The 20,733-nt window shown below is 64.6% G+C and carries 20 protein-coding genes; 12 read left to right on the forward strand and 8 right to left on the reverse strand.

Annotated features, from left to right (window positions below):
- Positions 1–3: 3 nt before the first annotated feature.
- A complete protein-coding gene (locus AC6LJY_RS03100) occupies positions 4–417 on the reverse strand; it encodes a hypothetical protein (protein WP_498135275.1) in 414 nt (137 codons plus the stop codon).
- Here AC6LJY_RS03100 and AC6LJY_RS03105 point away from each other — a divergent pair.
- The 12 genes from AC6LJY_RS03105 (at position 416) to AC6LJY_RS03160 (ending at position 12,506) form a co-directional block, all read left to right on the forward strand.
- Positions 416–1,165: an NADPH-dependent F420 reductase gene (locus AC6LJY_RS03105; RefSeq protein WP_447991494.1), complete on the forward strand. Its 750-nt coding sequence runs from the start codon at positions 416–418 to the stop codon at positions 1,163–1,165. The genes AC6LJY_RS03100 and AC6LJY_RS03105 overlap by 2 nt on opposite strands.
- A gap of 630 nt (positions 1,166–1,795) precedes the next feature.
- Positions 1,796–2,083: a co-chaperone GroES gene (gene groES, locus AC6LJY_RS03110; protein ID WP_006221616.1), complete on the forward strand. Its 288-nt coding sequence runs from the start codon at positions 1,796–1,798 to the stop codon at positions 2,081–2,083.
- Positions 2,084–2,120: 37 nt separating this feature from the next.
- Complete coding sequence (groL, locus tag AC6LJY_RS03115) at positions 2,121–3,761, forward strand: chaperonin GroEL (protein WP_104142010.1); 1,641 nt, start codon at positions 2,121–2,123, stop codon at positions 3,759–3,761.
- Between the two features lie 289 nt (positions 3,762–4,050).
- Positions 4,051–4,974: a YihY/virulence factor BrkB family protein gene (locus AC6LJY_RS03120; RefSeq protein WP_219991103.1), complete on the forward strand. Its 924-nt coding sequence runs from the start codon at positions 4,051–4,053 to the stop codon at positions 4,972–4,974.
- A 127-nt stretch (positions 4,975–5,101) separates the two neighbouring features.
- On the forward strand, positions 5,102–6,079 hold the full coding sequence (locus AC6LJY_RS03125) for a LysR substrate-binding domain-containing protein (protein ID WP_046803789.1): 978 nt from the start codon (positions 5,102–5,104) through the stop codon (positions 6,077–6,079).
- A gap of 174 nt (positions 6,080–6,253) precedes the next feature.
- Positions 6,254–6,805, forward strand: a complete 552-nt coding sequence (locus AC6LJY_RS03130; protein ID WP_120156957.1) for a 3-hydroxyanthranilate 3,4-dioxygenase — start codon at positions 6,254–6,256, stop codon at positions 6,803–6,805.
- A 28-nt stretch (positions 6,806–6,833) separates the two neighbouring features.
- The gene (locus tag AC6LJY_RS03135; RefSeq protein WP_314363290.1) at positions 6,834–7,835 is read left to right on the forward strand and encodes an amidohydrolase family protein; all 1,002 of its coding nucleotides are present in this window, start codon (positions 6,834–6,836) and stop codon (positions 7,833–7,835) included.
- Positions 7,836–7,892: 57 nt separating this feature from the next.
- Positions 7,893–9,068 carry an ABC transporter substrate-binding protein gene (locus AC6LJY_RS03140; protein ID WP_498135276.1) on the forward strand — a complete coding sequence of 392 codons (1,176 nt, stop codon included), beginning with the start codon at positions 7,893–7,895 and terminating at the stop codon, positions 9,066–9,068.
- Positions 9,069–9,108: 40 nt separating this feature from the next.
- Entirely contained in the window at positions 9,109–10,029 is a 921-nt protein-coding gene (locus AC6LJY_RS03145) for a branched-chain amino acid ABC transporter permease (RefSeq protein ID WP_498135277.1), read from the forward strand.
- Between the two features lie 10 nt (positions 10,030–10,039).
- Positions 10,040–11,026 (forward strand): branched-chain amino acid ABC transporter permease, encoded by a 987-nt coding sequence (locus tag AC6LJY_RS03150; protein ID WP_498135278.1) that lies wholly within the window; start codon positions 10,040–10,042, stop codon positions 11,024–11,026.
- Complete coding sequence (locus tag AC6LJY_RS03155; RefSeq protein WP_498135279.1) at positions 11,023–11,799, forward strand: ABC transporter ATP-binding protein; 777 nt, start codon at positions 11,023–11,025, stop codon at positions 11,797–11,799. Before AC6LJY_RS03150 ends, AC6LJY_RS03155 begins: the two co-directional genes overlap by 4 nt.
- On the forward strand, positions 11,796–12,506 hold the full coding sequence (locus AC6LJY_RS03160; RefSeq protein ID WP_498135280.1) for an ABC transporter ATP-binding protein: 711 nt from the start codon (positions 11,796–11,798) through the stop codon (positions 12,504–12,506). Before AC6LJY_RS03155 ends, AC6LJY_RS03160 begins: the two co-directional genes overlap by 4 nt.
- A gap of 10 nt (positions 12,507–12,516) precedes the next feature.
- Here AC6LJY_RS03160 and AC6LJY_RS03165 read toward each other — a convergent pair whose 3' ends face one another.
- From AC6LJY_RS03165 to AC6LJY_RS03195, 7 genes are all read right to left on the reverse strand, one after another.
- Positions 12,517–13,569: an Ldh family oxidoreductase gene (locus AC6LJY_RS03165; RefSeq protein ID WP_498135281.1), complete on the reverse strand. Its 1,053-nt coding sequence runs from the start codon at positions 13,567–13,569 to the stop codon at positions 12,517–12,519.
- 12 nt (positions 13,570–13,581) lie between these two features.
- A complete protein-coding gene (locus AC6LJY_RS03170) occupies positions 13,582–15,102 on the reverse strand; it encodes a mannitol dehydrogenase family protein (RefSeq protein ID WP_498135282.1) in 1,521 nt (506 codons plus the stop codon).
- A gap of 164 nt (positions 15,103–15,266) precedes the next feature.
- Positions 15,267–16,802, reverse strand: coding sequence for a UxaA family hydrolase (locus AC6LJY_RS03175; RefSeq protein WP_314363275.1), 1,536 nt, complete (start codon positions 16,800–16,802; stop codon positions 15,267–15,269).
- 40 nt (positions 16,803–16,842) lie between these two features.
- Positions 16,843–17,709: a fumarylacetoacetate hydrolase family protein gene (locus AC6LJY_RS03180; protein WP_046803778.1), complete on the reverse strand. Its 867-nt coding sequence runs from the start codon at positions 17,707–17,709 to the stop codon at positions 16,843–16,845.
- 79 nt (positions 17,710–17,788) lie between these two features.
- Positions 17,789–18,535: an SDR family oxidoreductase gene (locus tag AC6LJY_RS03185; protein ID WP_498135283.1), complete on the reverse strand. Its 747-nt coding sequence runs from the start codon at positions 18,533–18,535 to the stop codon at positions 17,789–17,791.
- Between the two features lie 14 nt (positions 18,536–18,549).
- Positions 18,550–19,959 carry a TRAP transporter large permease gene (locus tag AC6LJY_RS03190; RefSeq protein WP_046803776.1) on the reverse strand — a complete coding sequence of 470 codons (1,410 nt, stop codon included), beginning with the start codon at positions 19,957–19,959 and terminating at the stop codon, positions 18,550–18,552.
- 57 nt (positions 19,960–20,016) lie between these two features.
- Positions 20,017–20,661, reverse strand: coding sequence for a TRAP transporter small permease (locus tag AC6LJY_RS03195; protein ID WP_185975361.1), 645 nt, complete (start codon positions 20,659–20,661; stop codon positions 20,017–20,019).
- Positions 20,662–20,733: the final 72 nt, after the last annotated feature.

The raw sequence follows: 20,733 nt of genomic DNA on the forward strand, positions 1-20,733 counted from the left end.
AGGTCATTGCACAGCAATAAAGTTGACTACGCCGACCGGTGACTGATCCGGCTGAGGTGCCCGGCCCCGCGAAGTCTCGGCGAACGGCTCACGGATCAGTTCATCCAAACGGCGGGATGCCGCGAACAGGAGCAGTGGGGAATCAACATGTCCAGGCAAAAGCTCCAGCCGATCAATCTGAAAGGGCGCCATGTGGCTGCCAGCGGTCTGCTTGCGCTCCCGCCTCCGGAACAGGCCCAGCCCGTGATATTCCAAGCCGGCGCCGCTGATGGCTTCCGGCTGATCAAGCTTACCCAATCCGCCGTCGATGGAATCTAAGTGACCGGCAAGAACTAAGAACTGCGGGACACGATTGTCTCCGGTTCCTCTGCAAGTTTGCACAGCAAGATGAACCAAGTGAAAGGGAGTAGGAATCATGAAAGTAGGCATTCTGGGCACCGGCAATATCGGAAAGACACTTGTCCGTGAATTGACCAAAGCTGGTCATGAGATCAAGGTTGCGAACTCCCGTGGCCCTGAAACAATCGACAAGCAGCTACTGGCTAACGGCGCCCGCGCGACAACCGCTCAAGACGCGGTGAGGGACGTGGACGTGATCATCCTCTCGATCCCGTTTGCGAGCCACTCGAAAGTCAAATCCCTTCTCGCGGGCGTCCCGGAAGAAACGGTGGTGATCGACACAGCCAACTATTATCCAGTGCGGGACGGCGCGATCGAGGCGATTGACGCGGGCCAGGTGGAAAGCCTCTGGGTAGTGGAACAATTAGGCCGGCCGATCGCCAAGGCGTGGAACGCGATAGGGGCGCAAGCATTCGCCGAATTTGGAATGGCGCCGGGCAGTCCAGATCGTATCGCGATACCCGTTGCTGCCGATCGCACAATCGATCGAGAAGTGGCGATGCGTCTGGTCGAAGAGACGGGCTTCGACGCATTCGATGCTGGATCGCTCGCGGATTCGTGGCGCCAGCAGCCTGCTGCGCCGGCTTACTGCACCAACCTTAAAAAGAAGGAGATGGCAGCGGCTCTCGCAGCGGCCGAGAAGGCTCGCCTCCCGAAACGCCGTGATTTGGTGTCCGCGATTGTGCAAGAACGCTTCGGTCTTGCGAACTTGAGCAATTCCGATGCCGACTTCCTCGAGAAGCTCAACCGGCTCATCTATATGTAGGCCGCTGTGTCGGCTGTCTTTGAGCAACTGGCCTTTTTCGCTTAACAACGAGTGAAGGAGTCCACTTGCTCCGTTAGAGCCCCCTGTTTCTCACGCTGTGTACGCCCCGATTCCCTAGATACCTGTTCGTGTCTTCTCCGGTTTGGGGCTATGTTGAGCAAGTGACTTGCCGACGAGTTCAAGGCCAAGGCGATCCTGCTCACCAAAGGGGCCTACAGGTGAACTTGCTGGTGAACAAGTCGGCGCGCTTGTGGTAGCCGATGATCTGGAGGGCGATCTCGAACAGCAGCTTTGCCACGAAGAGCTCCTACTTGGAGCTCTTGTCTTTTATGGCCCTAGTCCAAGCCAATTTGCTGCGAAGTGCCTTGCCATGATCTGCAAGAGCCGAGGCTGGTGTTGCTTAGCTACCAACTTGAATGAACCCAATCTCAGGTTGAATGAAATTCGACATGAGGCTCGGTGGCCGGCTTCGACAAATGGGGCCACCCCCCAAATATGTAACAGCCGCCCCTCCCCCCCTTGAACCCTGCAACATCATCCCTATAATTAGCACTCGACACCGGTGAGTGCTAACAGCCCTCCCGGGGCTAACCGATCATTCACTTTCATTCAAGTAAACAGGAGTTCCTCATGGCCTTGCGTCCCCTGGGCGATCGCGTGATCGTCAAACGCCTCGAAAACGAGCGCAAGACTGCCTCGGGCATCGTCATCCCCGACAGCGCCGCTGAAAAGCCTGATCAGGGCGAAGTCGTGGCCGTCGGCCCCGGCAAGAAGACCGAAGACGGCAAGATCCTGCCGGTCGACCTGAAGGCTGGCGACAAGGTTCTGTTCGGCAAGTACGCCGGCCAGTCCGTGAAGGTTGATGGCGAAGAACTGCTCGTCATCCGCGAGGACGAAATCCTCGCCGTGGTTCAGTAAACCCCGCCTCAAACGAATTTTCGAAGGAAGCTAAGAAATGGCTGCCAAGCAAGTATTGTTCGGTGACGACGCCCGTGTGCGTATCGTCCGCGGCGTGAATGTTCTCGCCAACGCTGTTAAGACCACCCTGGGCCCCAAGGGTCGCAACGTCGTGCTGGAGCGCTCGTTCGGCGCCCCGACCGTGACCAAGGACGGCGTGTCCGTCGCCAAGGAAATCGAACTGAAGGACAAGTTCGAGAACATCGGCGCACAACTGGTCAAGGACGTTGCCTCCAAGACCTCCGACAACGCCGGTGACGGCACCACGACCGCCACCGTGCTGGCTCAAGCCATCGTCATGGAAGGCCTGAAGTACGTTGCCGCCGGTTTCAACCCGATCGACCTGAAGCGCGGCATCGACAAGGCTGTCGCCGCTGCCGTGGCTGAACTGAAGAAGCAATCCAAGCCGGTCACGACCAGCAAGGAAATCGCTCAAGTCGGTTCCATCTCGGCCAACAGCGATGCCTCCATCGGCCAGATCATCGCTGACGCGATGGACAAGGTTGGCAAGGAAGGCGTCATCACTGTCGAAGACGGCAAGTCGCTGGAAAACGAGCTGGACGTCGTCGAAGGCATGCAATTCGACCGCGGCTACCTGTCGCCCTACTTCATCAACAGCCCGGAAAAGCAAGTTGCCGTGCTGGAAGATCCGTATGTCCTGATTTTCGACAAGAAGATCAGCAACATCCGTGACCTGCTGCCCGTGCTGGAACAAGTTGCCAAGTCGAGCCGTCCCCTGCTGATCATTGCAGAAGACGTCGAAGGCGAAGCGCTGGCCACCCTGGTTGTGAACAACATCCGTGGCATCTTGAAGACCACCGCCGTCAAGGCGCCGGGCTTCGGCGACCGCCGCAAGGCCATGCTGGAAGACATCGCCATCCTGACGGGCGGCACGGTGATCTCCGAAGAAACCGGCATGTCGCTGGAAAAGGCCGGCCTGGCTGAACTGGGCCAAGCCAAGCGCATCGAAGTGGGCAAGGAAAACACGACGATCATCGACGGCGCTGGCGACAGCAAGTCGATCGAGGCTCGCGTCAAGCAAGTCCGTATCCAGATCGAAGAAGCCACGTCCGACTACGACCGTGAAAAGCTGCAAGAACGCGTGGCCAAGCTGGCCGGCGGCGTTGCTGTGATTCGCGTTGGCGCTGCCACCGAAGTCGAAATGAAGGAAAAGAAGGCTCGCGTCGAAGACGCCCTGCACGCTACCCGCGCCGCAGTGGAAGAAGGCGTTGTGGCTGGTGGCGGTGTTGCACTGCTGCGCGCCAAGCAAGCCATTGCTGAACTGAAGGGCGACACGCCTGACCAGAACGCCGGTATCAAGCTGATCCTGCGTGCTGTGGAAGAGCCGCTGCGCACCATCGTCACGAACGCCGGCGAAGAAGCCAGCGTCGTGGTCAGCAACGTGCTGAACGGCAAGGGCAACTACGGCTACAACGCTGCAACCGGCGAGTACACCGACCTGGTCGAGCAAGGCGTTCTGGATCCCACCAAGGTGACCCGCACCGCCCTGCAAAACGCTGCCTCCGTCGCCAGCCTGCTGCTGACGGCTGAAGCCGCCGTGGTCGAACTGGCCGAAGACAAGCCCGCTGCTCCGGCCATGCCGGGTGGCATGGGCGGCATGGGCGGCATGGACTTCTAAGTCCCGCTTTCCTTGCACGGCCTCCCCGGCGTCAAAACCGGGGAATGCAGTATCTGAAAAACCCCCGGACCTTCGCCCCGGGGGTTTTTCTTTTTGTGCGCCCATCCTGTTGTGCGCTCCTGCCCGCTACCGACGACGGATTCGGCGGCCGGCCACCGCACACATTGCCTGTTGTTTCCAGCGCACCCGTTATCGCCCGGCGCGAACACGTTTGCGCACAAACTCGCGGTTTCCCCCAGGCGCATGCGTCCCTACAATGAAGATTCCTTCGCCCACGCCGCCCAGCCCTATGCGCCTACCCCAGAGCCTGCGAGCCTTGCGTCCGTCCGAGATCGGCGGGCTGCTGATGGACTCCGCCAACCAGTGGTCAAACCACCGCGCCTCCAGCAAGGGCGCCGCGCTGGCGTTGTACATGGTGTTTTCATTGGCGCCGATGCTGATCCTGGTGATCGCCGTGGCCGGCGCGTTCTATGGCGAAGACGCGGTACGGTCAGAGCTTTTCTTGCAGATGCGCGACCTGACCGGCGAACGCGGCGCGGAAGTCATCCAGACGGTGTTGGCCAGCGCGCATGAATCCGGCGGCGGGTGGATCGCCGCGCTGATTTCCATTTTTGTGCTGATCTTCAGCGCCACCACCGCCTTTGCCGAACTGAAGGCCAGTCTGGACGATTTGTGGGAAGTGCCCGCCAACCAGAAGGGCGGCATCCAGGGCATGGTGCGCAGCCGCATGCTGTCGTTTGGCCTCGTGCTGGTGCTGGCGCTGTTCCTGTTGGTGTCGTTGACGGTGAATGCCGCGCTGGGCGCTGCGCAAAAGCTGTATGGCGATCTGTGGATGGCGTCCACCGTCGCCAGGGTGGTGGATTGGGCATCGACGCTGTTTTCGTTTTCGGTGGTGGTCGCGCTGTTTGCGGTGATCTTCAAGTTGCTGCCCAGCGCAAAGATATCCTGGCGCGACGTGATCCCCGGCGCCATCGTGACCGCCGCGCTGTTCCTGGTGGGCAAATGGGGCATCGGGCTGTACCTGAGCCGGGGCGCGGCCGTGTCGGCCTATGGCGCGGCGGGTTCGCTGATCGCCCTGCTGCTGTGGATCTACTATTCCGCGCAGATCTTCTTCTTTGGCGCGGTGTTCACGCGGCAATTCGCGCTGCGCTTCGGCGATGCCGCAAAGCCTGCCGTGTCGGACCCGGCCCCGGCGGCACCCCCACAACCCTAGACCGGTAGATACAATCGCGTCTACCGCGAGTTCTTCGACGCTGATGGCCCCGCCCGCACACGCGCTGCGGTGCATCCGTTGCCGCACCCGCACTTGCTGATTTCAATCAAGGCGGGCGCCTCCAAGCATGTCGAACTTCCGCATCACGCCCAATGCGCTCAGCCATAAGCTGAAGCTGCATCAATTGCAGATCTTTGAACGCGTGCTGGCGCGCCGGTCGCTATCGCGCGCGGCCAGCGAACTGCATCTGACCCAGCCCACCGTCACCAAGGCCATCCACGACCTGGAAGCCTTCTTTGGCGCGACCTTGTTCGAACGGTCGAACCGGGGCGTTACGCCCACGGAGCTTGCCCTGGTGCTGGGCCGTCGGGTGCATGCCATGTTGGCCGAGGTGCGCTACATGGCCGACGACATCGACGCGGTACTGGGCGGCGCCAGCGGCCACGTGGTGGTGGGCACGCTGATCGCCGCGTCCGCCAAGCTGCTGCCCGAAGCCATTGCCCGCATGATGACCGACCACCCGGGCATCCAGGTCACCGTGCGCGAAGGGCCGTCGGCCCAGTTGCTGCCCGCGCTGGCCACGGGCGACGTTGACATCGTCGTGGGCCGGCTCCCCGGCGCCGACATGGCGTCGATATCGGGCGTGGCGGTCGACCATCACAAGCTTTATCGCGAAGCGCTGTGCCTGGTGGTCGGCGCGCAGCATCCCATGGCCGCCGCGCAAGAGGTCACGCTGGCGGACCTGGCCGACCACATCTGGATTCTGCCCGCGCCCACCTCGCCCCTGCGCGCTTCGGTTGAGCGCACGTTTTTCGACGCGGGCCTGCGCCTTCCCGCGCGCCACGTGGAATCGCTATCGCTGCTGACCAACATCGGCATCCTGATGCACAGCGACGCGCTGGCGCTGATTCCCTACGACGCGGCAGCGCAGTTCCTGTCCATGGGCTTGCTGGCGCGCCTGCCTACGACAGTGTTCGGGGACTTTGGCGACGTGGGCTATTCCGTGCGCGCCGATCGTCCGATGACGCCCGCTTGCCAGCGGCTGGTGCAATACCTGCAAGCCATCACGGCGCAGCGCGAACCGGGATCGGCCCGCCGCGCATAACGCGCGAATATCGCGCGAATATCGCGCGGATAACGCGCGCGGGCCAGGCGCGCCCGTTTCCCTACGGGAAACCCCGCGATAGATAAGCCGCATATCCAACCGCGCAATTTCTATTATTCCCTCGGCGCGCTCGCCCCCTAGACTTCATCAAACCAAGCCTCCCCGGAGATCCTCATGCCCGCCTACGGCCCGCCGTTGAATTTCCAGCGCTGGATCGACGATCACGCGCATCTGCTCAAGCCGCCCGTGGGCAATCAGCAGATCTGGCAAGACGCCGACTTCATCGTCACCGTGGTCGGCGGCCCCAACCACCGCACCGATTATCACGACGACCCGCTGGAAGAATTCTTCTACCAATTTCGCGGCAACGCCTGGTTGTCGCTGTGGGTAGACGGCAAGCCCGAACGTGTGGACTTGAAGGAAGGCGACATCTTCCTGTTGCCGCCGCATGTACGCCATTCGCCGCAACGACCCGAAGCCGACAGCGCCTGCCTGGTCATTGAACGCCAGCGCCCCGTGGGCCTGCTGGATGGCTTTGAATGGTATTGCCCGCATTGCGGCCACCTGGTGCACCGGGTTCAAGTGCAGTTGAAAAGCATCGTCACCGACCTGCCACCGCTATTCCAGGCGTTCTACGACAGCACCGACAAGCGCACCTGCCCCGGCTGTGGCCAGGTCCATCCCGGCAAAGGACACGCGCCCGCCGGACAAGCCGTGCCCGCCTAGCACCCCAACTCTTGCGAAGCCGTTATCCATGATTCAGAAAATCGACATGCACGCCCATTTCTTTCCGCCGATCACGCGGCAGGAAGCGGCGGCGCTTGATCCCGTGCACGCGCCCTGGCTGCGCCCGGACGCCGACGGCGCCACCGGCCAGATCATGGCGGGCGATCGCGAGTTCCGACCGGTGGACGCCACGCTGTGGGACCCGGCGCTGCGCATCGAGCAGATGGATCGGCATGGCGTGGACGTGCAGATCCTGTGCGCCACGCCGATCATGTTCGGCTACACCTACCCCGGGCAACTTGCCGCCGACTGGGCGGCCCGCATGAACGACCTGGCGCTGGAACACTGCGCCCATGCGCCCGCGCGCTTGAAAGCGCTGGCGCAGGTACCGCTGCAAGACCTGGACCTGGCTTGCAAAGAAGCGTCCCGCGCACGCGCCGCCGGCCACCTGGGTGTACAGATCGGCAACCACGTCGGCCCGCGCGACCTGGATGACGACACGCTGGTGCAATTCCTTATCCACTGCGCCAACCACGGCATCCCGGTGCTGGTGCATCCGTGGGACATGATGACCGATGGCCGCATGAAGAAGTGGATGCTGCCCTGGCTGGTGGCCATGCCCGCCGAAACGCAGCTGGGCATTCTGTCGTTGATTTTGTCCGGCGCCTTCGAGCGCATTCCGCGCAGCCTGAAGCTGTGCTTCGCGCACGGCGGCGGCAGCTTCGCCTACCTGCTGGGCCGCGTGGACAACGCCTGGCGGCACCGCGACATCATCCGGCAAGACTGCCCGCGCCTGCCCTCTTCCTATACCGACCGCTTCTACACCGACAGCGCCGTGTTCGACCCGCGTTCGCTGCGCCTGTTGATTGACGTGATGGGCGAAGACCGCGTGCTGCTGGGTTCCGACTACCCCTACCCGCTGGGCGAACAGGAAGTGGGCCGCCTGGTGGCGCACGCGGAACTGGTGCCCGAGGTGCAGCAAAAGATCCTGTTTCGCAACACCATGACGTTTTTTGGATTGCAGCCGTAACCCCTGCGCGGGGCAAGAGACCACGACCGTGACACACGGCAACTCAAGGGAAAAAACATGAAACGCACCACCACACTGGCCGCCGCCGCGGCCCTGGGCCTGGCCCTGTCGGGCGCCGCGATGGCCGACGTGAAGATTGGTTTGTTGACCACATTGACCGGCCCCGGCTCCGTGCTGGGACAGGACCAGCTGGACGGTTTCATGCTGGCCGTGGACCAGGGCGGCGGCAAGCTGGGCGGCGTGCCGGTGCAGGTCATCAAGGAAGACGACCAGTTCAAGCCCGAAGTGGGCGTGCAGGCCGCGCGCAAGCTGGTGCAAAGCGACAAGGTGCCGATCATTACCGGCGTGGTGTATTCCAACGTGATGCTGGCCGTGGTGCGGCCCGTCACCAGCGCGGGCGTGTTCCTGGTGGGGTCCAACGCAGGGCCGACCAACCTGGCGGGCAAGGACTGTTCGCCCTATTTCTTTTCCACGTCCTGGAACAACACGCAGCGCCATGAAGGCAGCGGCGAAATGGCCAACCAGATGGGGTTCAAGAAGGTCTACCTGCTTGCCCCCAACTACCAGGCGGGCAAGGACGCGATGGCTGGTTTCAAGCGCTTCTACAAAGGCCAGATTGCCAACGAAGTCTTCACCCAGGTCAACCAGCCCGACTACTCGGTAGAGCTGGCGGCGCTGGCCGACGCCAAGCCGGACGCGGCGTATGTGTTCTTTCCTGGCGGCATGGGCGTGAACTTCATCAAGCAGTACCGGCAGGCCGGGCTGTTCGGCAAGATACCGCTGTTGTCGGTGGACACCATCGATGGGGCCACGCTGCCCGCGCTGCAACAGGATGCGCTGGGCGCGGTGACCAACGTGCCGTATTCGCCGGACTTGGACAACGCCGCCAACAAGGCGTTTGCCGCTGCGTTTCGCCAGAAGTACGGACGCGAACCGTCCAGCTATGCGGCGCAATCGTTCGACGCGGCCCAGCTGATCGGCTCGGCGTTAAAGAAAACGGGCGGCAAGGTCGACGATAAGGACGCGTTGCGCAAGGCGCTGGAAGCGGCCGATTTTGCTTCGGTGCGCGGAGAATTCCGCTATCAGCCCAATCACTTTCCGGTGGCCGGATTTTTCCGCGCCGACGTGCAGGCCGGTGCGGACGGCAAGGTGGCGTTCGTGAACAAGGGCCCCATCTTCGCGGACCTGTCCAAATTGTCCGACCAGTACGCCGCGCAATGCGTAATGAAGTGATGCGCAGGGCCGCGCCGGCCCCGCGCCAAAGGTGACGACCATGTCCGCGACGCTGCTGCTTGTGCAGGCCTTGAACGGCTTGCAGCTTGGCATCCTGCTGTTCCTGCTGGCCGCCGGCCTGACGCTGGTGTTCGGCATCATGAACTTCATCAACCTGGCGCACGGGTCGCTGTACATGATGGGCGCGTTCGTCGCGGCCACCGTGTTCCGCCACACCGGGTCATTTCTGCTGGCCGGCGCCGCCGTCATCGCAGGCATGGCGGCGCTGGGCCTGCTGCTGGACCGCATCGCGCTGGCCCGGCTGTATCCGCGCGACCACCTTGACCAGGTGCTGGCCACCTTCGGCTTAATCCTGTTCTTCAATGAGCTGACCCGCATCATCTGGGGCCCCGCGCCCATCAGCATGGGGCTGCCGTCGTGGCTGTCGGGCACCATCGACATCCTGGGCGTGACCTATCCGCTTTACCGCTTTTTGATCATCGTGGTGGGCTTGCTGGTGGCCGGCGGCTGCTATGTGCTGATCCACCGCACGCGGCTGGGCATGTTGATCCGCGCGGGTTCCACCGACCGCATGATGGTGGGCGCGCTGGGCGTGAACATTGCGCGGCTGAACACCTTGCTGTTCGTGCTGGGCGCCGTGCTGGCCGGGCTGGCGGGCTTGATGGCAGGCCCGATCCTGTCGGCGCAAACGGGCATGGGCGAACCCATCCTGATCCTGACGCTGGTGGTGATCGTGATCGGCGGCATCGGTTCGGTGCGCGGCGCGTTTCTGGCGGCGTTGATGGTGGGGCTGATCGACACGCTGGGCCGCGCGCTGTTGCCCACCCTGTTGCGCGCCACGCTGCCACCCGCCGCGGCCAATGCCGCCGGGCCCGCCATTGCGTCCATGCTGATCTACGTGGTGATGGCGCTGGTGCTGGCCATGCGGCCGCAGGGCCTGTTTCCCGTCAAGCATGGATAAGGGGAATCGCATGCACATTCCGTCCGCGCGCCTTCTGGTTGCCGCCGCCTTGCTGGTGCTGCTGGCCTTGGTGCCGGTGTATGCCCACTGGCAGGGCGAACCTTTCCTGCTGGCCTTGTTCGGCCGCGTGCTGGTGTACGGCGTGGCGGCGCTGGCCCTGAACCTGTTGCTGGGCTTTGGCGGCATGGTCAGCTTTGGCCATGCGCTGTACCTGGGCCTGGGCGCGTATTCGGTGGGGGTGATGTCGCACTACGGTATCGAAAGCGGCTGGCTGCATCTGGCGGGCGCGCTGGGCGCGTGCGCCGTGGTGGGCTTGATCAGCGGGTTCGTCGTGATGCGCACCTCGGGCATCGCCTTCATCATGATTACGCTGGCGTTCGCGCAGATGTTCTACTTTCTGGCCACAGGGCTGGACGGCTTTGGCGGCGACGACGGCATGTCCTTGTTTATGGGCAGTGACTTCGGCGCGTTCCGGCTGGATACGCCGCTGGCGCTGTACTACGCGGCTTTCGGCGTGCTGGTGTTGGTGCTGGCGCTGATGCATCGGCTGATCCACGCGCCGTTCGGCATGGCGTTGCGCGGCTGCCAGGCCAACGAACGGCGCATGCGCGCGCTGGGCTTTCCCACGCTGCGCTACCGGTTGGCCGCCTACGTGTTGTCGGCCATGATCTGCGGCGTGGCGGGCGTGCTGCTGGCCAACCTCACGATGTACGTGTCGCCGTCCTATCTGGCATGGACCACGTCGGGCGAATTGATTGTGATGGTGGTGCTGGGCGGCATCGGCACGCTGTTCGGCCCCGTTGTCGGCGCGCTGGCCTTCCTGCTGTTGGAAGAAGGGCTGAAGCTGTTGACCGGGCATTGGATGCTGATCATGGGGCTGTTGATCGTGGGCGTGGTGCTCGTGTCGCGGCGCGGCGTGTATGGCAGCTTGCCCGACACGCCCTGGCGTCGCCACCCCGCCGCGCCGCTGGGTCAGCCTTCCGGAGAACCGCAATGAGCGCCTTGCGTGTTGAAAACCTGGTCAAGCGTTATGGCGGATTGACGGTAACGGACAACTTGTCGCTGGACGTGCAAGCGGGCGAATTGCATGCGGTGATCGGCCCGAACGGCGCGGGCAAGACCACGCTGATCGGCCAACTTAGCGGCGAACTTCGGCCCGATGCCGGGCGCGTGCTGCTAGATAACCGCGACATTACCCGCATGCCCGTGCACACGCGGGTGCGCCATGGCCTGGCCCGCTCGTATCAGATCACCTCGGTGTTCAAGCCGTTCACCGCTTTGGAGAACGTGGCGATGGCAGTGCAGGCGCGGCGTGGCCACAGTTTTCGCTTCTTCAAGCCCGTGCTGGGCACGCCCGCGCTGACGGAGCCGGCCCGCGACGCGCTGGCGCTGGCCGGCTTATCGGCCCGCGCCAACACCCCGGCAGCCAAGCTTGCGCATGGCGAACTGCGGCAACTGGAGTTGGCGATGGTGCTGGCGTGCCAGCCGTCGCTGCTGTTGCTGGACGAGCCCATGGCGGGCATGAGCCAACACGAATCCGAAGCCATGACGCGCCTGCTATTGCAGCTGCGCGGCCGCTACACGATCTTGCTGGTGGAACACGATATGCAAGCCGTCTTCGCGCTGTCAGACCGCATTACGGTGCTGGTCTACGGCAGCGCGCTGGCTTGCGGCACGGCCGACCAGATCCGCAACGACCCGCACGTGCGCGAATGCTATCTGGGCAGCGAACGCGCCAGCGCCCGCCGCAAGCAGGAGGCCGCCGCATGAGCCCCCTGCTATCGCTGCGCGGCGTGACGGCGCACTATGGCGCCAGCCAGGCACTGTTCGGCATCGACCTGGACATTGGGCCGGGCCAATTCGTGACACTGCTGGGCCGCAACGGCATGGGCAAGTCCACCACCGTGAAAACCGTGATGGGCCTGGCGCGCGCCACCACGGGCAGCATTGTTTTTGATGGCCAGGACATCAGTCGGCTGCCGTCCTACAAGGTGGCGCAATGCGGCATCGGACTGGTGCCCGAAGGGCGGCATATCTTCCCGAACTTGTCCGTGCGCGAAAACCTGATTGCCACCGCGCACAACCGCCAGGGCCTGGCGCAACCGTGGTCGTTGGACCGGGTGTACGCGCTGTTTCCGCGCTTGGCCGAACGCGCGCGGCATCTGGGCAGCCATTTGTCCGGCGGCGAACAACAGATGCTGGCAATCGGGCGGGCGCTGTTGACCAACCCGCGCTTGCTGATTCTGGATGAAGCCACCGAAGGGCTGGCGCCCGTGGTGCGCGAAGAAATCTGGCAAGCGCTGGACAGCCTGAAGCAGACCGGGCTGGCCGTGCTGTGCATCGACAAGAACCTGGAGCCGCTGCTGGCCACCGCCGACTATCACGCTATTGTCGAAAAGGGGCGCGTGGCGTGGACGGGATCATCGCAGGCGTTTCTGGATGACGAGCCCCGGCTGTTGCAGTACCTGGGGGTGTAGGTCCGCTTGCTCAGACACGTTGCGCGGGCAGCGGCACGCCCAGGCGCAGGCTCCAATCCTGCATCTGCGCCCACAAGGCGGGCGGCACGGGAATGCCGTCTTGCCGGCGCGCGGCTTCGGCCGCCGCTTCAGGGTCGCCCGGCATGCGCGGCGCGCCCGGTTGCGCCGAGAGTTCCATCGCCATTGCCGCCACCACGCCCGCCAGCGCCGCGCCACCCGCGAAGCGCTCCGGATCGATCACGATAAAGAACGCACCCAGCTCGCGCGGGCGCTGCAATTGTTCATACATGGGCGAGATATGCGGGCCGAACGGGTTGCCGTTCAACGGGCCGCACAGCAGCTCGATCATCATCGCCAGGCCGTAGCCCTTGTAGCCGTATTCTTCGCCGCCCAAAGGCCGCAGGGCGCGCACGGCGTCTGCGTCCGTGCAATCCCGCCCCGCGGCATCAAGCGCCACCCCGGGCGGCAACGCCACGCCATCGCGGCGCGCGTTCATGACGCGGTTCCACGGAATGGCGGTGGTTGCCATGTCCAGACACAAGGGCTGCGCGCCTGCGCGCGGAAACGCCAGCGATATCGGGTTGGTGCCAAAGAACGGCTGATGGCCGCCATGCGGCGCGGCAATCGAATCCGAATGGGTGAACGCAATGCCGATCAAACCTTGCCGTGCCGCCGCGCGGCTGTACAAACCGACCGCGCCGCAATGCGAAGAATCGCTGACGCCCACGGCGGCGATGCCCGCTTCGCGCGCCAGCTCAATGGCCAGCGCGTTGGCCCGGTGCGCCACGATGATGCCCTGCCCTTGCCCGCCGTGCAGCTGCGCCGTGCCGGAGCCGGTCCGTTCGATGCGAATGGCGGGGCGCGGCACGATCGAGCCGTGCGCGACGCGGTTCAGGTAGTGCGGCAACCGGGCGATGCCGTGCGAATCAATGCCCCACAGGCTGGTCTGCGCCAGGCTGGCCGCCAGGCTGCGCGCGTCTTCATCGCTGAAACCTTGTGCGTGCAGGCAGGCGCTGCCCCAGCGTTCCCATTCATCGGCATCCACTCGGCTTTGCCCAGACATGCGGCGCTCTCCTCAGGTAGCGGCTTGCACGGCGTACAGCACGCCATGCTGGCGCAGGTTTTCCAGATGCGTGCCTAGCGCGGCCACGAAGTCGGGCACGCGGCCCAGGTTGCCGAACACCGGCTTATAGCCCGCCAGCACCATCGCGCGGCGGTGCGCCGATTGCGCGGGCGCGGACGCGCGGGCAGCGACCTCGGCGCGCGACAGCAGCTTGGCAAGCCGCGCGGCCAGCGGGTCGTCGATGGGGTAACGCCCGCCTTGCTCGTCCTCGCCACGCAGATAATGCAGCCACGCGGCCACTGCCAGGGATAGGCGCTGGATGTCGTCGCCCGCGCGCAAGCGGTCGCGTATGGTTTCCAGCAGCCGCTGCGGGATTTTTTGCGAGCCGTCCATCGCCACTTGCGGGATCGGATGCGGCAGCGCGGGGTTGGCGACCCGTTCAAGGAAGCGGCGGCGGTATTCCTCCAGCCCGCCGTCCGGAATGCCCTTCAACGTAGGCGCGATTTCCAGCCGCATCATGGCGTCCACGAACGCATGCAGCGCGGGCGTCTGCACGGACTCGCTGACCGTGCGGTGCCCCAGCAGCGCGCCCAGGTAGGCGAAGGCGGAATGCGGGCCGTTCACCATTCGCAGCTTCAAGCGTTCGTAGGGCGCGGCGTTACGCACGAAGGTGGCGCCGCCCTGCGTTTCCCAAGCCGGACGGCCGGCGGCGAACTTGTCTTCGATCACCCAATTCAGATAGGGCTCGCCCACCACGGGCCAGGCGTCTTGCACGCCGAGCTTGCCCGCGATGCGCCGACGGTCATCGTCATCCGTGCCCGGCACGATGCGGTCCACCATGGAATTGGGAAAGGTGCAGTGCTTGTCGATCCAGCCCGTCAGCGCGACGTCCACACGCAGCGCAAAGGCCAGCACCAGGTTGCGCAGCAGGTCGCCGTTGCCGCGCAGGTTGTCGCAGGACATCAACGTGACGGGCGGCAAGCCGCGCTCGCGGCGCAGCGCCAGGCCATGGACCAGAATGCCGATGGTGCTACGCGGACGATGCGGGTTTTCAAGGTCGTGCAGGATGTCGGGGTCATCCCAGCGCAGGTGGCCCGTGGCCGGCTCGTGGCTGTAGCCCTTTTCGGTCACGGTCAGGCTGACGATGCGGGTCTGCGGATACGCAATCCGCTCAAGCACGGCGTTGGGGTCTTCTTCGGCCACCATCACGCGCAGCACCGAGCCCACCACGCGCAGCTGCTCGCGCGCCTGGCCGTCGGGGCCGCCGTCGCGCAGGGCCAACGTGTACAAGCCGTCTTGGGGCGTCAGCGCATCGCGCGTGTCGGGCCGGCGCAACGACACGCCCAGAATGCCCCAGCTAAGATCGCCGCTGGCCTCCATGGCCAGGTCCGTCATCACCGCCTGATGCGCGCGATGAAAGGCGCCCAAGCCCAGATGCACGATGCCGGGCGTGAGCCGGCTGCGGTCATAGATGGGTTTTTCCACGTCTGCGGGCAGACGCGGCAACGACTCCGTATTCAAACGTTCAAGCATGGTTGACCAGGGGCGGAAGGCGCCATGCACCTGTCGGATGACCGGCCAGTCGGCGCGCGGGTGAGGATATCCGCAGACGCAGAATTGTTCGATGCCTGGGCAGTGACAAAATGCAACAACACCCTCTTCATGATCCTCGTCGCCGGTCTGCGTGGGCCGTTCGCCTACATCACCGCGCCCAGCTGCCACGGCACGAATTCGTTCTGGCCATAGCCGTGTTCTTCGCTGCGGGTGCGCCTCCCCGAAGCGGTTTGCAGCATCAGCTGGAAGATGCGTTCGCCCATCTGCGCCACGCTTTGCGCGCCGTCCACCACTTCGCCGCAATTGATGTCGATATCGTCGGACTGGCGCTGCCACAACGCGGTGTTGGTCGACAGCTTTAACGACGGCGCGGGCGCGCAGCCATACGCCGAGCCGCGCCCGGTGGTAAAGCAGATCAGGTTGGCGCCGCCCGCGACCTGGCCGGTGGCCGATACGGGGTCATAGCCCGGGGTGTCCATGAACACCAGCCCGCGCGAGCGCACGGGCTCGGCGTATTCGAACACGTCGGTCAGGTTGGTGGTGCCGCTTTTGGCGATGGCACCCAACGACTTTTCCAGAATGGTCGTCAGCCCGCCCGCCTTGTTGCCGGCCGACGGGTTGTTGTCCATCTCGGCATCATTGCGGGCGCAGTAGTCTTCCCACCAGCGCACGCGCGCCAGCAGTTTGTCGGCCACGGCCGGGGTTTGCGCGCGGCGCGTCAGCAAGTGTTCGCCCCCGTAGATCTCGGGCGTTTCCGACAGGATGGCGGTGCCGCCGTGGCGCACCAGCAGGTCCACCGCGGCGCCCAGCGCGGGGTTGGCGCTGATGCCCGAATAGCCGTCGGAGCCGCCGCATTGCAGACCCACCGTCAGATGGCTGGCCGGCACGGGCTGGCGCTGCACCTGGTTGGCCTGCTCCAGCATGCGTTCCACCAGTTCGATGCCGCGCGCCACCGTCTTGCGAGTGCCGCCGGTGTCCTGGATATTGAAGGTGTGCAGCAGGCCGCTTTCACGCAGGCCCTCTTGTTCCATCAAGCCGCCGATCTGGTTGGTTTCGCAGCCCAGCCCCACCACCATCAGCCCGCCGAAGTTGGCATGGCGTGCATAGCCGCCCAGGGTCCGGCGCAGCACCTTCAAGGGTTCGCCCTCGCTGCCGGTGGCGCAGCCGGCGCCGTGCGTCAGCGCCACCACGCCGTCCACGTTCGGACAGGCGGCCAGCGCATCGGGATGGATGTCGCGGCGGAAGTGGTCGGCGATGGCGCGCGCCACCGTGGCCGAACAGTTCACGCTGGTCAGGATGCCGATGTAATTGCGCGTGGCGATGCGGCCGTCGGCGCGCACGATGCCATCGAAGGTGGCGGGTTCGGCCACGTACTCGGTGGGGTGCGCGCCCTGTCCCACGGCGTAGTCGCGCTGAAACGCCGTGAATTCCAGGTTCTGGGTGTGGACGTGCTGCCCGGCCGCAATGGGCTGGCGCGCCACGCCGATGATCTGGTTGTACCGGCGCACCGGCTCGCCCGCCGCGATGGCGCGTACGGCCACCTTGTGGCCGGGCGGCACCAGCCCTTGCACCGTCACCCCTTCGCTTTCCAGCCGCGTGCCGCTGACCAGCTGGCGCCGGGCGATCACCACGTTATCCGCCGGGTGGATGCGTATGACGGCCGTATCGTTGTGGGACATGAAGACTCCGGAAAGTAAGGGGTGCGGGGCGGACGATCGATCAGCCGTCGATCAAGGCCGGGTCCCAGGCATGCACGCGCTGGCGCTGCTCGCCCAGGCCGGCGATGCCCAGCTTGATCTCGTCGCCCGCCTTCAGGTACACGGGCGCGGGCTTTTGCCCCATGCCCACGCCGGGCGGCGTACCGGTGCTGATCAGGTCGCCCGGATACAGCGTCATGAAGCGGCTGACATACGCCACCAGCTGCGCCACGCCAAACACCATGGTGCGCGTGCTGCCGTTCTGATAGCGCTTGCCATTCACTTCCAGCCACATCTCCAAGTCTTGCGGGTTGGGGATTTCGTCGGCGGTGGCCAGCCATGGGCCGATGGGGCCGAAGGTGTCGCAGCCCTTGCCCTTGTCCCAGGTGCCGCCGCGTTCGATCTGGTATTCGCGTTCGGACACGTCGTTGACCACGCAATAGCCGGCCACGTGCTTCATGGCGTCGGCCTCGCTGACGTAGCGCGCCTTTTCGCCGATGACCACGCCCAGCTCGACTTCCCAATCAGTCTTGATGGAATCCTGCGGCAGCACGACGGGGTCGTTGGGGCCGACGACGGCCGACGTGGGCTTCATGAAGATGACGGGCTCGGCCGGCACGGGCAGGCCCGATTCGGCGGCGTGGTCGGCGTAGTTCAGGCCGATGCAGATGAACTTGCCCATGCCGCTCCAGGGCGGCGCGATGCGGCCCGGGTTGGCCACCAGCGGCAGCGTGGACGCGTCCAGCGCGCGCAGCTCGGCCAGGCGCGCGGACGTCAGCGTTTGCGCGGTGATGTCGGGCAATACGGAAGACAGGTCGCGCACCTTGCCCTGGTTGTCGATCAGGCCGGGCTTTTCAGAGCCCTTGGGGCCATGGCGCATCAGTTTCATATCGGTTCCTTGTTGCGGAAATAGAAATAGGAAATAGAAATAGGAAAGAGGAAAGAGGAAAGAGGAAATAGGGAAAGCTTCAGTTCGTCCAGCCGCCGTCGATCACCTGGGTGGTGCCCGTGGTGAAGGCGGATTCGTCGCTGGCAAGATACACCGCCAACGCGGCGATTTCATCCGTACGGCCGATGCGGCCCATGGGTTGACGGGCGGTGAACGCGGCCTGCACGGCGGCAATCGTCTGCCCGCTAGCCGCGGCCTGCGCTTCAATGCGCTGATGCAGCGATGGCGATTCGACGGTGCCCGGGCAGATGGCATTGCAGCGGATGCCTTGCGCCACGAAGTCGGCCGCCACCGCCTTGGTCAGCCCGATGACGGCGGCCTTGGTGGCGCCGTAAGCACAGCGGTTGGGCGCGCCCTTGATGCTGCCGGCCACCGACGCCATGTTCACGATGGAACCGCCGCCGCGCGCCAGCATGCCCGGCAGGCACGCGCGGATCAGCCGATACATGGACCGCACGTTCAGGTTGAATGAAAAGTCCCACGCGTCCTCGTCGCAGTCCAGGATGGTGCCGGCGTGCACGAAGCCGGCGCCGTTGAACAACACGTTGACCGGCCCCGCGTCTTGCGCCAGCGCGGTAATGGCGCGCCCGTCGGTCACGTCCACCACTTGCGTGCGGCAGCCCGACAGCGTCTGTAGCGCGGCCGGGTTGATGTCCACGGCCAGCACGTTGGCGCCTTCTCGCACAAACGCCTCGGCCACGGCGCGGCCGATGCCCTGGCCGGCGGCGGTGACGATGGCGGTCTTGCCTTGCAGTCTTTCCGACATGAGTGCGTCCTTTTTTATTTGCCGGCCATGCCCATTGCGGTGGGCAGCCACAGGGTGATCTGGGGGATGTAGGTAATGGCGATCAGCGCCACGAACAGCGGCACCAGCCACGGCAGGATGGCCATGGTGGTGCGTTCAACGGACAGCCGCGCCACGCGCGCCAGCACGAACAGCACCATGCCCATGGGTGGATGCAGCAAGCCGATCATCAGGTTCAGCGTCATGATCAAACCGAAGTGAATCGGGTCGATGCCCAGCTTGAGCACAATGGGCAGCAGGATGGGCACCAGGATCGTGATGGCGGCGATGGTGTCGATGAAGCAGCCCACGATCAGGATCAACACGTTGGCCATCAGCAGGAACACCCACTTGTTCTGCGTCACGCTGAGGATGGCGTCGGTCAGCGCCTGTGCCGCTTGCGTGGTCGTCAGCAACCATGCAAACACCGACGCGGCCGTCACGATGAACAGCACGGACGCCGTGGTCTCGATGGTGTCGAAGGTGGCCTTGGCCAGCGTGCGCAGCGTCATCGAGCGGTAGCGCACCAGGCCCAGGAACAGCGCCCAGATCACCGCCGCCACGGCCGCTTCGGTAGGCGTGAACCAGCCCAGCGTCATGCCGCCGATCAGGATCACGGGCGCCATCAACGCCATCACCGCCGAAAAGTTGAAGCGCCAGTCCAGCACCAGCAATGCCACGAATGAAATTCCCGTGGCCACGTTGGGCGACACGCCGGCCAGCGTCATCAGCCAGATCGAAAAAGGAAACGCCAGCACGATCAGCACTTCCAGCCCGGCGCCGGCCAACCGCTTCCAGTTGAAGGCGACGTCGCCGCCCCAGTTGTTGCGGCGCGCGTAGTACGCCACGGTCAGCATCATCAATATCGTCAACACGGCGCCCGGAATCAGGCCCGCCAGGAACAGCGACCCAATCGACACGTTGGCCATCATGCCGTAGATGACAAACGGCAAGGACGGCGGAATGATGGGGCCCAGCGTGGCCGACGCGGCGGTGACGCCCACGGCGAATTCGGTTTCGTAGCCATGGTCTTTCATGGCCTTGATTTCGATGGTGCCCAGGCCCGCCGCGTCGGCGATGGCGGTGCCCGACATGCCGGCGAAGACCACCGAGCCGATGATGTTGACCTGCCCCAACCCGCCGCGCATCCAGCCCACCAGCGCCACCGCGAAGTTGTAGATGCGGCCGGTGATGCCGGCAATGTTCATCAGGTTGCCGGCCAGGATGAAGAACGGCACGGCCAGCAGCGGAAACGACTCCACGCCGGCGATCATGCGCTGCGCCACCACCACGTCGGGCACGCTGCCCGAGATCAGCACGAACAACAGCGACGCGCCCGCCATGGACACCGCCACCGGCAGGCCCAGAATCATCAACAGCAGAAAGGTTCCAATCAATGTGCCCATGGCATGCTCCTGGAAAGGCACTGCAACGTCATAGGGGCCAAGCCCCGGCGTGTCGGATCAATCCTGCGACTCGTAGGCCGCGGGATTTTCCAGGATGGAATAGCCTTGTCGCCAGTTCTGCACGGACACCTGCATCGACCGCACGAACATCATGGCAAAGCCCGCCAGGGCCAGCCAGTACACATAGGACTTGTTCCAGAACAGCGTGGTCATGGGCTCGTCGCCCACCAGCACGATGTAGCGATACGTGAGCCACACGGCATAGCCGAAGAACACGGTGCGCAGGATGTCGATGACGGTGGCCAGCACGCGCCCCACCGGCTTGGGCAGGTAGCGGTAAAGGAAGTCGACCTGAATGTGGCGGCAGGCGCGCACGCACATGGCGGCGCCCAGGAACACCACGCCGATCAGGCAGTACACCGCCAATTCCTCGGTCCACGCGAACGAATCGTTCAGCACGTAGCGGGAAAAAAATTGCAGGAAAACCAGCCCGGACATCACCCAGAAAATGCCCAGGCAGATCCAGTCTTCCGGCTGATAGCCTGCCAGGCTGACCTCGTGCTGGTCGGCCTCTTCGAAGCTATGGACGATGTCGTCCACGCTGGTCTGGTGCGGGCCGGAAGATGACGTTGCGTGGCTTTGCGGCGGCGTCGGGCCGTGGCTCACGGCCGCCATCGGCGCCGCTTTCGCGTTGGAGTGCATGACGTTCCCCTGATCGGAATGGGTAAGGTGGGGCGGGCCGGCAAGGCCCGCCCACGCGGGCGCTTACCGGGG

This window comes from Achromobacter sp. RT286_PF (genome assembly GCF_059760425.1).

Coding starts and splice junctions, on each gene's coding strand:
- AC6LJY_RS03105 (WP_447991494.1), top strand. CDS start 416: ATGAAAGTAGGCATTCTGGGCACCGGCAATATCGGAAAGACACTTGTC.
- AC6LJY_RS03100 (WP_498135275.1), bottom strand. CDS start 417: ATGATTCCTACTCCCTTTCACTTGGTTCATCTTGCTGTGCAAACTTGC.
- groES (WP_006221616.1), top strand. CDS start 1,796: ATGGCCTTGCGTCCCCTGGGCGATCGCGTGATCGTCAAACGCCTCGAA.
- groL (WP_104142010.1), top strand. CDS start 2,121: ATGGCTGCCAAGCAAGTATTGTTCGGTGACGACGCCCGTGTGCGTATC.
- AC6LJY_RS03120 (WP_219991103.1), top strand. CDS start 4,051: ATGCGCCTACCCCAGAGCCTGCGAGCCTTGCGTCCGTCCGAGATCGGC.
- AC6LJY_RS03125 (WP_046803789.1), top strand. CDS start 5,102: ATGTCGAACTTCCGCATCACGCCCAATGCGCTCAGCCATAAGCTGAAG.
- AC6LJY_RS03130 (WP_120156957.1), top strand. CDS start 6,254: ATGCCCGCCTACGGCCCGCCGTTGAATTTCCAGCGCTGGATCGACGAT.
- AC6LJY_RS03135 (WP_314363290.1), top strand. CDS start 6,834: ATGATTCAGAAAATCGACATGCACGCCCATTTCTTTCCGCCGATCACG.
- AC6LJY_RS03140 (WP_498135276.1), top strand. CDS start 7,893: ATGAAACGCACCACCACACTGGCCGCCGCCGCGGCCCTGGGCCTGGCC.
- AC6LJY_RS03145 (WP_498135277.1), top strand. CDS start 9,109: ATGTCCGCGACGCTGCTGCTTGTGCAGGCCTTGAACGGCTTGCAGCTT.
- AC6LJY_RS03150 (WP_498135278.1), top strand. CDS start 10,040: ATGCACATTCCGTCCGCGCGCCTTCTGGTTGCCGCCGCCTTGCTGGTG.
- AC6LJY_RS03155 (WP_498135279.1), top strand. CDS start 11,023: ATGAGCGCCTTGCGTGTTGAAAACCTGGTCAAGCGTTATGGCGGATTG.
- AC6LJY_RS03160 (WP_498135280.1), top strand. CDS start 11,796: ATGAGCCCCCTGCTATCGCTGCGCGGCGTGACGGCGCACTATGGCGCC.
- AC6LJY_RS03165 (WP_498135281.1), bottom strand. CDS start 13,569: ATGTCTGGGCAAAGCCGAGTGGATGCCGATGAATGGGAACGCTGGGGC.
- AC6LJY_RS03170 (WP_498135282.1), bottom strand. CDS start 15,102: ATGCTTGAACGTTTGAATACGGAGTCGTTGCCGCGTCTGCCCGCAGAC.
- AC6LJY_RS03175 (WP_314363275.1), bottom strand. CDS start 16,802: ATGTCCCACAACGATACGGCCGTCATACGCATCCACCCGGCGGATAAC.
- AC6LJY_RS03180 (WP_046803778.1), bottom strand. CDS start 17,709: ATGAAACTGATGCGCCATGGCCCCAAGGGCTCTGAAAAGCCCGGCCTG.
- AC6LJY_RS03185 (WP_498135283.1), bottom strand. CDS start 18,535: ATGTCGGAAAGACTGCAAGGCAAGACCGCCATCGTCACCGCCGCCGGC.
- AC6LJY_RS03190 (WP_046803776.1), bottom strand. CDS start 19,959: ATGGGCACATTGATTGGAACCTTTCTGCTGTTGATGATTCTGGGCCTG.
- AC6LJY_RS03195 (WP_185975361.1), bottom strand. CDS start 20,661: ATGCACTCCAACGCGAAAGCGGCGCCGATGGCGGCCGTGAGCCACGGC.